This is a genomic window from Nocardia stercoris (assembly GCF_003696265.1).
In the GTDB taxonomy this organism is placed as follows: Bacteria; Actinomycetota; Actinomycetes; order Mycobacteriales; family Mycobacteriaceae; genus Nocardia; species Nocardia stercoris.
Map to the genome: position 1 here is coordinate 287,265 of NZ_RFFH01000007.1, position 11,981 is coordinate 299,245.

An 11,981-nucleotide genomic window follows, 5' to 3' on the forward strand; every position below is an offset into this window, starting at 1 on the left:
TCCCTCCCGCTCGAGGAGTTATCAGTGAACCGTCCCGTCTCCGCACCGTCCCACCCGTTCCCCCGGCGAACCCTGTTGCGCGGCAGCCTCGCCGCCGCGGCGACCGCGGGCGTGGCCGCCACGCTGCCGCGCCCGGCCCGAGCCGGGGCGGCCCCCGCCGGCCGCCGCGTCGCCGTCTTCGGGGGCGGCGTCTCCGGGCTCACCGCCGCGCACGAATTGATCGAGCGTGGTTACGACGTCACCGTGTACGAACCGGTCGCGCTGGGCGGCAAGGCCCGCAGCATGAGCGTGCCCGGTACCGCCGCCGGCGGCCGGCTCGATCTGCCCGGCGAGCACGGATTCCGCTTCTTTCCCGGCTGCTACCAGCACATTCCGGACACGATGAGCCGAATCCCGTTCCCCGGCAATCCACACGGCGTCGCGGACAACCTGATCCGGGTGCAGTCGGCGGCCGTCGGCTTCCGCGACCTGCCACCTGCGGTGCTGCCGGTGGAACTCGGCGGCCTCCCCCAGATCGACCCGGCCACACTGCGCACCACCCTCGCCGCCATGGTCGGATTCGTCCCCGAACTGCCGCCGCAGGAGCTCGCCGTATTCACCGGACAGTTGCTGCGCTGGTTCACCAGCAGCACCGAACGACGCTTCGGCGAATACGAGTACCGGTCCTGGGCCGACGTCGTGCAGGCGAACGGCAAATCCGCGGCGTACCGCGACTACCTGGTGAGCGCGCTGACCCGGATCACCGTGGCCGCCAAGCCCTATCGCAGCTCGGCCCGCACCATCGGCACCATCGGGGAGGCGCTGGTGCTCGCCGGGACCGGCATGGTGCCCGGCTATCAGGGTGGCGTGGACCGCATCCTGAACCGGCCCACCAACGAGGCCTGGATCGACCCGTGGGTCGACCATCTGCGCGGGCTGGGCGTGCGGTTCGAGCTGGGCGCCGGCGCGACCGGGCTGCGGCTCGACGGCGGCCGGATCATCTCCGCCCGGCTCAGCGACGGCCGCGACGTCGACGCCGACTACTTCGTCAGCGCCATGCCCGTGGACCGCGCGGTGGGACTGCTCAGCAACGATCTCGTCGACGCCGACCCCCGGCTGGCGGGCATGCGACAGCTGGAGGTCGACTGGATGGTCGGCATCCAGTACTACCTGACCCGGTCCACCGAACTGCCCGAGGGCCACATCGCGGCGCTGGGCACCCCGTGGGCGCTCACCGGGCTACGGCAGGCCCCCATGTGGGCGGTGGACTTCCCGTCCCGCTACGGCGACGGCTCGGTCGTCGAATGTCTGTCCGTCGACATCTCCGACTGGGACAGTCCCGGCATCCTGTACGGCAAGACCGCCAAACAGTGCACTCGGGACGAGGTCGCCGAGGAAGTGTGGGCGCAACTGACGGCCTGGCTGAACAACGGCACGGACTGGCTGCGCAAGCAGGACATCCACTCCTGGTTCCTGGATCCCGGAGTGCGTTTCGACGCCGACGGGACCACCGGCAACGACACCCCGCTGCTGGTCAACACGATCGGGTCCTGGGACAACCGGCCCGAGGCCACCTGTGCGGTACCGAATCTGTTCTTCGCCGGCGACCACGTGCGCACCCATATCGACCTGGCGACCATGGAGGGCGCCAACGAGTCCGGTCGCGCCGCCGCCAACGGGGTGCTCGACGCGGCCGGTGATTCCGCTACGCGCGCAACGATTTTCCCGCTCTTCGCGCCTCCGGTGTTCGACCCGCTCAAGCAGCTGGACGCCGACCGCTACCGGGCGGGGCTGCCGCATCTGCTCGACGGCTGAGCCCGGGGGCGCGGCTAGGCTGGGCCGATGCCGCTGACCTTTCCCTCCCATGCCCTGGCGGTACTCCCGCTGAAGATCCGCTGGCCGCGCCGGCTCGACGGGGTGGCGCTGGTGGTGGGGTCGGCGGTACCCGACGCGGCGTACCCGGTGGCGGGCATGTTCTCGATGTGGGAGACCCATTCGCTGGTGGCGCTGCTGTGGTGGTGCCTGCCCGTCGGCTTCGCGGGGACGGCCGTGATCCGTTGGGCCGCACCGCAGATCGCCGCGCAGCTGCCGCGGCTGGGCGGGTTCGACCTGCCCGCCTACGGGGTGCTGGGCGCGGTGCGGCACCGCTGGTACGTCACCGGTTACTCGATTCTGCTCGGCGCGCTCACCCACGACTTCTGGGACGGGTTCACCCACGATCCGGGCGGTGGCCACGGCTGGGCGGTGGCGCGGCTGCCCGCCCTGGTGCGGCCGAGTCCGCTGGGCAAGCCGTGGTGGTACCTGCTGCAGCAGCTGTCCAGCTTCGGTGGCGGGGCGCTCGCGCTCGGGGCGTTCTACTACCTCGGACGGCGCGGGCTGCTGCGCGCCTGGCACGGAACCCCGCCGGCGGTTCCGGTCGCACCGCGGCGGTTCTGGGTGCCCGCCGGCGCGGTCGCCGCGCTGCTGCTGGCGGCGCTTCCGTTGCTGCCGTTGCCTTTCCAGCCGTATGTGCTCGGTGTGCGGCTGCTGTACGTGGTGGCGGTGGCCCTGGTGGCGGGCGCGGTGTCGATCCGGCTGCTGCCCGCGCCGATGTCCGAAATGTCGACCGACCGGCCCTCCCGAACGGGTGATCGCGCGTAGCGTGGGGCCATGGGCTCGAAGACCGTACGCCGGCAGTGCACCCTGTGCGAAGCACACTGCGGAATCATCGTGACCGTCGAGAACACACAGGTCACCCGCATCGAAGGCAATCCCGACGACGTGCTGTCGAAGGGATACATCTGCCCGAAGGCCACCGCCATGGGCGGCCTGCACCACGACCCGGACCGGCTGCGCACCCCCATGCGCCGGGTCGGTGACCGGTTCGAACCGGTGGGCTGGGACGAGGCACTGCGCGAGATCGGTATCCGGCTGCGGCGGGTGCGGGCCGAGCACGGGCCGCACGCCATCGCCATGTACCTGGGAAACCCTGCGGCGCACAGCACTTCGGTGCTCTACGCGCTGCTGCTGCGGGCAGTGCTGCGCACCCGGAACTTCTTCTCGGCCTCCTCGATCGACCAGTTCCCGCAGGAGTTCGTGGCCTGGCGGATGTTCGGCTCCAACGTGCTCATGCCGATCGCCGATATCGACCGCACCGACCGGCTGGTGATCCTGGGCGCGAACCCGGCGGTGTCGAACGGGTCGGTGACCACGATGCCGGGCGCCCGGGACCGGATCCGCGCGATCCGGGCACGCGGCGGTTCGGTGGTCGTGATCGACCCGCGGCGCACCGAGACCGCCCGGCTGGCCGACGAACACGTCGCCATCGAGCCCGGCGGTGACCCGTATCTGCTGCTGGCCATGCTGCACGTGCTGGTCACCGAGCAGCTGTGCGACGAGCGACGGATCCGCGCGACCTGCACCGGCTGGGACGAATTGCGGGCGCTGGTCACGGGTTTCACCCCCGAGGACGCCGCACCGCTCACCGGGATCGACCCGGACACGATCCGGCGGCTGGCCCGCGAGCACGCCGCCGCCGGCTCGGCGGTGCTGTACGCCCGGATCGGGGTGTGCCAGCAGACGACCGGGACGCTGACCCACTGGCTGGTGAACACGCTCAACGCCGTCACCGGCAACCTGGACCGGCCCGGCGGGCAGATGTTCGCGACCCCGCCCATCGACATCGCGCGGTTCACCAAGTATCTGCCGATGGGGTACGGCTCGTGGACCGATCGGTCCGGGGCGCACAAGTCGTTCCGGTCCGAGCTGCCGGTGGGTGTGCTGGCCGACGAAATCCTCACCCCGGGCGAGGGGCAGATCCGCGCCATGATCACCTACGCCGGCAATCCGGTGCTGTCCACGCCACAGCGCGGCGCCCTGGACAAGGCGCTCGACACACTGGATTTCTCGGTGGCCCTGGACATGTACATCACCGAAACCAGCCGCCACGCGGATTTCGTGCTGCCGCCGATCTCCCCGCTCGAACGCGAGGAACTCGATGTGCTGTTCCCGGTGTTCAGCGTGCGCAACAACATTCGCTACGACGCCCGCGTCTTCGACCCGCCCGCCGACGGATTGGAGGACTGGCAGATCCTGGCCCGCCTGATCACCGAGATGCTGCCGGTCCGCGGTCTCGCCGGGCGGATCACCAACGCCGTCTTCGCGCAGCTCAGCCCGCTGCGGCTGATCTCGGTGGGCGTGCTGACCGGTCCGCACGGCCCGCTGCGGCGCGGAATCCGGGGCGTGACCGCCGGCAAGACGCGCCGGTCCCCCGGCGGAATCGACCTGGGCCCGTTGCAGCCACGGCTGCGCACCCTGCTGGGCACCGAGGATCGGCGAGTGCAGCTGGCGCCCACGGACTTCCGCGCCGCGGCCGTGGCGCTGATCGCCGACGCGCGCGGTGGCGTCGCCGCGACGATCGCGCCGGACGGCTACGACCTGAAGCTGATCGGCCGCCGCCACCTGCGCAGCAACAACTCCTGGCTGCACAACATCCCCACCATGGTGAAGGGCCGCGACCGCTGCACCGCGCTCATGCATCCCGCCGACGCCGCCGCCCGCGGGCTCATCGACGGCGAACCGGTCACCGTGTCGTCCGAGGTCGGCGCCATCGAGGTGCCGCTGGAGATCAGCGACGAGATCCGGCCGGGCACGATCTCCGTGCCGCACGGCTACGGGCACCGGGAAGCGGGCGTCGGATGGTCGGTGGCGGCGGAGCTGCCGGGCGCGAATGTGAACCTGCTGCACGACAACTCGCTCACCGACCCGTTCACCGGGACCGCCGCGGTGAACAGCACCTGGGTGAGCGTGAGCGCGGCGGTCGCGGCCGCGGGCGCTCGATAGATTGGCGGCATGAAACCTGTCTTCGTGCAGCCCGATCCGGCCGGGCCCGCGATCGAACTGACCGACGTCACCGTGCGCGCCGACCGCACGCCGCTGATCCAGCACGTGAACTGGCGGGTCGACTACGGGCAGCACTGGGTGGTGCTGGGCCGCAACGGCGCCGGTAAGACCACGACCATGTCGGTGGCTGCGGCGCAACGGTTTCCGAGCTCCGGCACCGCGGTCGTCCTGGGCCGCCGGATGGGCACGGTCGACCTGCGCGACCTGCGCACCTACATCGGGCTGGTCGGTGCGGCGCAACGACTTCCGGACGAGACCGGCCACACCGCGCACACCGTGGTGCTGACCGGGCACAGCGGCAGTGTGCTGCCGCTGTGGGAGCGCTACGACGATACGATCCGCGATCGCGCCGCGAAACTGCTGGAACTGGTCGGCTGCGCGAACCTGGCCGAGCGGCCGGTCCGGGTGCTCTCGCAGGGCGAGCGGGCCCGGGTCCGGCTGGCGCGCGCCCTCATGGCCGACCCGATGCTGCTCATCCTCGACGAACCGTTCGCCGGCCTCGACCTGCCCGCCCGGGAGGATATGCTGGCCGCGCTGCACACCCTCGCGGCCGCCCAGCCGAAGCTGGCCACGGTCACCGTCACCCACCATCTCGAGGAGATCCCGGTGACCACGTCGCATCTGTTGATGCTGCGCGCGGGCACGGTGCTCGCCGCGGGTCCGATCGCGGATACGCTCACCGACGCCGATCTGTCCGACTGCTTCGACCGGGATCTGGCGGTGCACCGGATCGGCGAGCGCTGGGCGGCGCACGCTCGCTGAGGGAACCGGCGTTCGACCGCAGCGTGCGGGAGTCCCAGCATCGGGTACCGCAGGCGTACCGGCCGTTCGATCCGTTGGGCAACGTAAATCGCGGCCGGTCACCGACATCGACCGATACTGCCGTCCAGCCGCTCATCGAATACACCCGGCCCCAGCAACGGCCTTCCAGGTGTCGAACCGATCCTCGTCGAGACCGGCCGTGTCCAGAGTGGTCTGACGCGCGACGATGAGAACGCGGTCCGGGCCAGGCCGGTTGGCGATGACGGCGTCAGCCGGTCGTGCGGCAGGTTGTGTCGCGCTCAGCGGCGGGTCCCACGCGGGCTCGTCGCGGCGGCGTCGACGAGCTGGCGGATCCACTCGGCGATCGCGTCGGTGACCTGCGGGTACACCGGCTCGTGCAGGAGGTCGTGGCCGGCGTCGGGGTATTCGATCAACCGCACCGAGGCCCGGCGCGCGGCCCAGTCCCGCACGGCGTCCACCGGCGCGCGGCGGTCGTCGCAGCCGTGCAGGGCGAGGATCGGCAGGTCCGGCGGAAGTGCGGGATGGGCGGCGAGCGCGGTGGCGGGAGTGCCGGTCAGCACCAGGGCTGTGCACGACGGCAGCAGCTGCAGTGCGGTGCGGGCACCCAGTGAGTGGCCGGCGACGATGAGCGGCGCAGCGGGCCCCTCGGCGCGCACGAGCTCGACGAATCGTCGCGCGTCACCGCCGATCCGGGTGGCGTCCCGCGCCGCGTCGGCATCGCCTTCGCTGAGGCCCTGACCGGCGGTGTCGAGCCCCCAGGTTTCGATGCCGCAGGCCGCCAGCCGGCGGGCGAAGCGGTGGTAGTGGCCGCTGTGCTGGCCCATGCCCGGCAGCCAGGCCAGGACAGCCGCCGGTGTGCCGGGAGCCGGCCACCGGCGATAGTGCAGGCGGCCGCCGGTTCCGTCGAAAAACGGCATGCGCCGGGCCTTTCCGTTCGATGCGGGGTCACACGGTGGGATGTGCGACCAGACGCTCGACGATACCGAGGGCGAACCGTTCGACCGTGTCCACGGTGAATCCGGCCGCCGGCAGCCGCAGCAGCGGGCGGCGACGGAAGTGTTCCTCGCTCAACGGCACCGTGACCCGCTCCAGCAGCCACTGCACGCCGCGCACCGGCGCGGGCGCGGCCTCGACGTGGTCGGCGAGCAGCAGCCGGCCGTCGGGCCGCAGCACGCGGCGCATCTCGCGCAGCGCGGCGTCGACATCGAGGATCGAGCACAGGCCGAAGGTGCACACCACGGTGTCGAACGCGGCGTCGTCGAACGGCATGGCCGTGGCGTCCCCGGGAACCAGGGTGACCGGCCGGCCGGATTCATCGGCCCGGGCCCGCGCCCGCGCCATCATCTCGGGGCTGAAGTCGAGGCCGGTGAGCCGCACGTCCGCCGGGTAGAGCGGCAGGTTCATGCCGGTCCCGATCGCGACCTCGAGGGTGTCGCCGGTCGCCCGGGAGCACACCCACTCCCGGGTGTCGCCGAACAGGTGGCGGTCGAAGAACCGCATCTGCGGCTCGTACCACCGCACCTGCTTGTCCCAGGCCCGGGCGAGCTTCTGGCTGCGCGCTGAATCCACGGCTACCTCCTCGCCCCGATCCTAAGGCGCTACCCCCGGTCCCACTGCACGTGCAGGGCGGTCGGGCCGTGCATCGCCGAACCGAGGGCGCCGAGGACGAACGGGTGCTCCGAGCCGGGGACCAGGCGGAGGCCGGGCAGCTCGTCGAGCAGCCGCGACACCAGGGTGCGGGCCTCCAGCCGGGCCAGCGGGGCGCCCAGGCAGTAGTGCGGCCCGGCCGCGAACAGTAGGTGCTCGGGTTTGCGGTGGATATCGAAAACCTCTGGCGCGGTGAAGTATTCGTCGTCGTAATGGGCGGAGGCCTGACACAGGACGACATCAGCGCCGGCGGGGATGGTGACACCGCTCAACGTCACCGCGCGCGTGGTCGAGCGCAGCACACCGACGAACGACGGGGTCCAGCGCATCGACTCTTCCAAGGCGGCCGGGAGCAGGGAGCGGTCGCGCCGCACCTCGTCGAGCGCCGCCGGGTGCAGGAGCAGGGCGCCGAGCGCGCACGCGGTCATCCAGGTGGTGGTCTCGAAGCCGCCGATCACCAAGCCGACCGCGAAGATCAGCATCTGGTCGAAGTCGAAGACGCCGGCGTCCTGGTAGGCGCGGACCACCCGGCCCAGCAGATTGTCCTGTGGCGCGGCCGCCTGCCGCTCGACGATATCGCGAACATGTTCGCGCACCGCGTCGTACGCGGTGCGGCCCACCGCACCCACCGCCGGATCCTTGCGGTACATGTTCCACGCCACCAGCTGGTTGACCCACAACCGGCACGGTTCCAGATACTCGGCGGTCAGGCCGAGCAGCGGGGCGATCACCTCCACCGGCAGCGGCAGGCACAGCTCGGCCACCAGTTCGGCGGTGTCCCGGTCGCGCAGGCCCGCGACCAGGCGCTCGACGACCGGTTCGACCACGGCGACCCGGTACTCGGCGACCGCACGCGGGCCGAACGCGGGCGCGAAAAGGCGCCGATGGTGGGCGTGCGCGGCGCCGTCCATGGCGGAGAAGGTGCCCAGCAGGGCCGCGTGGTCGTAGATCTCGTTGCTGAACAGCTGCGGATTGCGCAGGGCCCAGTCGACATCCGCGTACCGCATGACCACCCAGGCCTGCCGGACCTCGTCCCAGTACACCGGCATTTCGCGGCGCACGGCGGCCATGGCCTTGCCGAGATCGACCGGTGAGTCGGAGGCGAACAGGTAGGGGTCGTCGAGAATGTCCATGCGCCGCAATCCTTTCCGACCGGATCAGATTAAGCGGCACGACGGCCGAGTGTGCGGGAACGCCTCAGCCGTGCCGGCCGACCCACTCCGCGGTGCCGCGATTGGGGATGAACTCGTCGATGACCGCGCCGCTGATCTGACGCCGTTCGTTGGCCAGCGCCGACACCGTGCACAGCGCGAACGGGCCCTGCTCGTCGTAGAGGACCGCGCCACCGGCGGCGATACCGTCCGCGCTGAAGTGTTGTGCCGCTTCGATACCCATCTCCGCGGCCACCGGCTGGCGCGAGAAGTTCACCGACACATCGGCATTGATGAAGCCGATTCCTTCGGTGCCCCAATTGGTCACCAGGCTGGCCTGTTCGGCGGCCATCACGGCGTAGCAGAACGGGGAACTCTCGCAGCCCGCCACCACCGGGATATTGCGCACCCACTTGCGTTTACGCGAGGTGTTCTGATGGCCGGACATGGCCACCGACCAGCCGGCGTCGCTGCCGAACAGGTGCGTCGGCGGTGTCACCTCGTCGAGCAGCCGCCGCGGCGGCAGCGGCGGTTCGGTGTCGCTGCGCCACAGCTCCCCCGGCGGCTGGATGGACCGCTTGAGCAGGGTGGCGGTGGCGCGGGCCACGGGTTCGCCGTCGGCGTGCAGGACAGCGGTGACCGCGCGGATCCGGTTGCCGTCCCGGGTCAGCTCGCAGGTGACGGAGACCGGCACCGCCGGTACCGGCTGGTGCAGATCGACGGTGTACCGAGCCGGCGCGAATCCCTCTGTCAGGTAACGGCTTTCGATCTCCCGGGCCAGCAGACCGCACACCGGCGGACCGGACAGGATGCCCGGCGCCCACAGGCTCCGCGACCACGCGGTCGGGGTGTACACCTGCCCGTCCGCGGTGAAGTACCCGTGCTGGCTGTCCTGACCGCTCATGCCCTCACGGTAGATCACGGCCGCCGGGCTACCTCCGGGCACCCGGTGCGGGCCGGTCAGCTCGTGGCGCCGCCCGGGGTCGCGTCGGGGGCGACGAACATGTAGCTCTTCTCCTCCACCCGCTGCCGGATCTTCCACGTGCCGTCCACCCGCGCGAACGTGTCCAGGTACCACAGCCCGCACAGCATGAGGTGGCGCGAGCCGTCGGCGCCGTCGACCAGCATGGGGTTGTGGCACATGGTGCGCGCGGTGGCGGTATCACCGTCGACCCGGATCGAGGAGTTGCTGATCAGATGCTGGAAGGCCGCGAAGTTCGGCATGACGGTTTCCAGGAACTTCTTGGTGGAAGCCAGGTCGCCGGCCGGCCCGCCCATCGCGGTGTAGTCGATGTGCGCGTCCGCGGTGAACACCTCGTCGAGCAGGTCCCACTGGCGGGTGTCCACCGCATGCGAATACCGAACCATCAGGTCCTCGATCTCCATGCGGTCCGAGATCTCCTGCAGCGACAGCATCGGCCGGCCTCCCTATCGACGGCAACGTTCCGGTCAAGTGACCAGGGTAGGCCGGGACCACCGTGTGTACGCCCGATTCCGAAACCGGCTCCCGATCACCGGGTAGGCGCCGGGGCCGGTTCGACCGCCGGATCACCACCGGGGACCGCGTCACCCGGATAGAACACCGGGAGCACGGCTTTCAACAGGGTGAGGGCCGATCCTTCGCCGGACGGGACCGTCGCCAGGTTGGTGGCGATCACGATGGTGAGGTCCGTGGCCGGGTCGTAGCCCATGAAGGTCATGTAGCCGGGGAGCTGGCCGTCGTGACCGTAGAGGTGTTTGCCGAAGCGGACCAGGCCGAGGCCGTAACCGGCGTTGTCCGGGGCGGCCGGGTCGATGGGCCGGACGCTGTCCATCCGCAGCTGTTGGGTTTTCGCGTCCAGCAGGCCGCCGCCGACCAGAGCCTTCACATAGGTGGCCAGGTCGCCGACCGTGGAGATCCCGGCCCCGGCCGTCCAGGTCCACGACGGGTTGTCGTCGGTCCGGTCGGCCGGTTTCACGGTGCCGGCCCGGGCCGCGGCCTGCTGGTCGGGCGGCAGGGCGAAGGTGGCGATGGTGGCGATGGTGGAAACGTAGGTGCCGAAGGCGTAGCCCCGCGGATGCGGTTGCGGGATCGAGTTGTCGGTGGGCGCGGGGAACGAGGTGTGCCGCAGGCCGAGCGGCTCGTCGATGCCGGCGCGGAAGATGTCCGCGATCGACTCACCGGTCAGCTTCTCGATGATCAGGCCCAGCAGGATCGTATTGGTGTTGCTGTACTCGAACCGCTCGCCGGGCTGGAAGTCCACCGGGTGCGCGAACGCGATCGCGAGCAGTTGCTGGGGCGTCCACACCCGCTGCGGGTCCGCGTCGAGCGCGGTACTCAGGCCGAGGTCGTCACTGTAGTTGTAGAGCCCGCTGCGCATCTCGGCGAGCTGCGCGACGGTGATGCGGTCCCCGCCCGGCACATCCGGGACGTAGTTCGCGACCGGGTCGTCGAGCCGCAGCCTGCCCTGCTGCACGAGCTGCAGGATCACCGTCACCGTCATGGTCTTGGTGTTGCTGCCGATCCGGAAGTGGTCGTCGACCCCGATCGGGTCGTTCCGGTCCAATGTCCCAGTGCCGAAGGACTCGGTCCAGTCGCCGAGTTTCGGTGACCGGACCAGGACCACGGCGCCGGGAATCACGTTGTCCCGCATCACCTCGGTGAGCACCGGCCGCAGCGTCGTGGCGTAGGCGGGCTCGGATCGCGGATGCGACGGGTTCGAGGTGCCGCAGGCCGCGGCGAGCAACCCGGCACCGACCACGACCGTCGCGATTCTCGTACCCATGGCTCACATCCGGTGCTCGTCGGGAGAAGCTGCGGTGACGACAGCTACCCTACGGCAAATACCGTGCGGCGGCGCCCGATCCGGACGTCACCGCCCCGCCGCGTCGAGCGCCGGGACGAGCGGCGCCAGCGCGGCGCGGAGCAGGCCGGGCAGCGAGCCGGACGTGACGACGAAACCCGAACCGGCAGCCGGCTGTAGCCAATGCCCCAGTGCGACACGGATCGCGGCGGCCACCGACCCGGCGAGCACGTCGGCGGTGAGTTCGTCGCGGGCATCGAGACGGTCCGCGATCGCTGCGGCCAGCGGCTCGGACAGCGCGCCGGTCGTGTCGAGGAACGCCGCGCGCAGCGCCGGGTGCGTGGTGATCAGCAGCAGCGCGTCGCGATGCCGCTCGCCCGGGTCGGTGTAGCGGGCGACGACCGCGTCGACGACCGCGTCGGCGAGTGGCACCTCCGCGGGCCGAGCAGCGACGGCGGCCGCGATCTGCCCCTCGCGCTCGGCGGTGACGGCCGCGACGATCGCGTGCTCACGGCTGGGGAAGTAGTTGTTGTAGGTCCGCGGTGAGACGCCCGCCGCCGCGGCGATGTCCTCGACGCGCACGTTGTCCGGCCCGCGTTCCAGGGCCAAGCGCAGCGCGGCGTCCCGCAGCGCCGCGCGTGTGGCCTGCTTCTTGCGCTCCCGCAATCCCGTCGGTCCGATCGTCACGGCCCGATCCTGCCAGAAAAATCTGCGCACACGAAATATTGCGTGCACGCACTTTTATCCCTAGTCTGGC

General features: G+C 70.9%; 11 protein-coding genes. 4 read left to right on the top strand and 7 right to left on the bottom strand.

Going from position 1 to position 11,981, the window contains the following annotated elements:
* Positions 1-24 precede the first annotated feature (24 nt).
* The 4 genes from EBN03_RS18770 to EBN03_RS18785 are packed head-to-tail and all read left to right on the top strand — an operon-like array spanning position 25 to position 5,622.
* Positions 25-1,794 carry a hydroxysqualene dehydroxylase gene (locus EBN03_RS18770; RefSeq protein WP_233608461.1) on the top strand — a complete coding sequence of 590 codons (1,770 nt, stop codon included), beginning with the start codon at positions 25-27 and terminating at the stop codon, positions 1,792-1,794.
* Positions 1,795-1,821: 27 nt separating this feature from the next.
* The gene (locus EBN03_RS18775) at positions 1,822-2,619 is read left to right on the top strand and encodes a DUF4184 family protein (RefSeq protein WP_122189352.1); all 798 of its coding nucleotides are present in this window, start codon (positions 1,822-1,824) and stop codon (positions 2,617-2,619) included.
* A 9-nt stretch (positions 2,620-2,628) separates the two neighbouring features.
* A complete protein-coding gene (locus EBN03_RS18780) occupies positions 2,629-4,800 on the top strand; it encodes a molybdopterin-dependent oxidoreductase (protein WP_122189353.1) in 2,172 nt (723 codons plus the stop codon).
* A 9-nt stretch (positions 4,801-4,809) separates the two neighbouring features.
* On the top strand, positions 4,810-5,622 hold the full coding sequence (locus EBN03_RS18785) for an ABC transporter ATP-binding protein (protein ID WP_122189354.1): 813 nt from the start codon (positions 4,810-4,812) through the stop codon (positions 5,620-5,622).
* Positions 5,623-5,921: 299 nt separating this feature from the next.
* On the opposite strand, the gene EBN03_RS18790 is transcribed toward EBN03_RS18785, so the two are convergent.
* The 7 genes from EBN03_RS18790 to EBN03_RS18820 form a co-directional block, all read right to left on the bottom strand.
* Positions 5,922-6,560 carry an alpha/beta hydrolase gene (locus EBN03_RS18790; RefSeq protein ID WP_122189355.1) on the bottom strand — a complete coding sequence of 213 codons (639 nt, stop codon included), beginning with the start codon at positions 6,558-6,560 and terminating at the stop codon, positions 5,922-5,924.
* A gap of 28 nt (positions 6,561-6,588) precedes the next feature.
* Positions 6,589-7,212, bottom strand: a complete 624-nt coding sequence (locus EBN03_RS18795) for a class I SAM-dependent methyltransferase (protein WP_233608462.1) — start codon at positions 7,210-7,212, stop codon at positions 6,589-6,591.
* Between the two features lie 29 nt (positions 7,213-7,241).
* Positions 7,242-8,423 (bottom strand): cytochrome P450, encoded by a 1,182-nt coding sequence (locus tag EBN03_RS18800; RefSeq protein WP_122189356.1) that lies wholly within the window; start codon positions 8,421-8,423, stop codon positions 7,242-7,244.
* Between the two features lie 64 nt (positions 8,424-8,487).
* On the bottom strand, positions 8,488-9,345 hold the full coding sequence (locus EBN03_RS18805; protein WP_122189448.1) for an acyl-CoA thioesterase domain-containing protein: 858 nt from the start codon (positions 9,343-9,345) through the stop codon (positions 8,488-8,490).
* Between the two features lie 56 nt (positions 9,346-9,401).
* On the bottom strand, positions 9,402-9,857 hold the full coding sequence (locus tag EBN03_RS18810; protein WP_122189357.1) for a nuclear transport factor 2 family protein: 456 nt from the start codon (positions 9,855-9,857) through the stop codon (positions 9,402-9,404).
* Positions 9,858-9,952: 95 nt separating this feature from the next.
* Positions 9,953-11,206, bottom strand: coding sequence for a serine hydrolase domain-containing protein (locus tag EBN03_RS18815; protein WP_122189358.1), 1,254 nt, complete (start codon positions 11,204-11,206; stop codon positions 9,953-9,955).
* An 87-nt stretch (positions 11,207-11,293) separates the two neighbouring features.
* On the bottom strand, positions 11,294-11,911 hold the full coding sequence (locus EBN03_RS18820; protein WP_199742868.1) for a TetR/AcrR family transcriptional regulator: 618 nt from the start codon (positions 11,909-11,911) through the stop codon (positions 11,294-11,296).
* Between the last annotated feature and the right edge of the window lie 70 nt (positions 11,912-11,981).

Coding starts and splice junctions, on each gene's coding strand:
- EBN03_RS18775 (WP_122189352.1), top strand. CDS start 1,822: ATGCCGCTGACCTTTCCCTCCCATGCCCTGGCGGTACTCCCGCTGAAG.
- EBN03_RS18780 (WP_122189353.1), top strand. CDS start 2,629: ATGGGCTCGAAGACCGTACGCCGGCAGTGCACCCTGTGCGAAGCACAC.
- EBN03_RS18785 (WP_122189354.1), top strand. CDS start 4,810: ATGAAACCTGTCTTCGTGCAGCCCGATCCGGCCGGGCCCGCGATCGAA.
- EBN03_RS18790 (WP_122189355.1), bottom strand. CDS start 6,560: ATGCCGTTTTTCGACGGAACCGGCGGCCGCCTGCACTATCGCCGGTGG.
- EBN03_RS18800 (WP_122189356.1), bottom strand. CDS start 8,423: ATGGACATTCTCGACGACCCCTACCTGTTCGCCTCCGACTCACCGGTC.
- EBN03_RS18805 (WP_122189448.1), bottom strand. CDS start 9,345: ATGAGCGGTCAGGACAGCCAGCACGGGTACTTCACCGCGGACGGGCAG.
- EBN03_RS18810 (WP_122189357.1), bottom strand. CDS start 9,857: ATGCTGTCGCTGCAGGAGATCTCGGACCGCATGGAGATCGAGGACCTG.
- EBN03_RS18815 (WP_122189358.1), bottom strand. CDS start 11,206: ATGGGTACGAGAATCGCGACGGTCGTGGTCGGTGCCGGGTTGCTCGCC.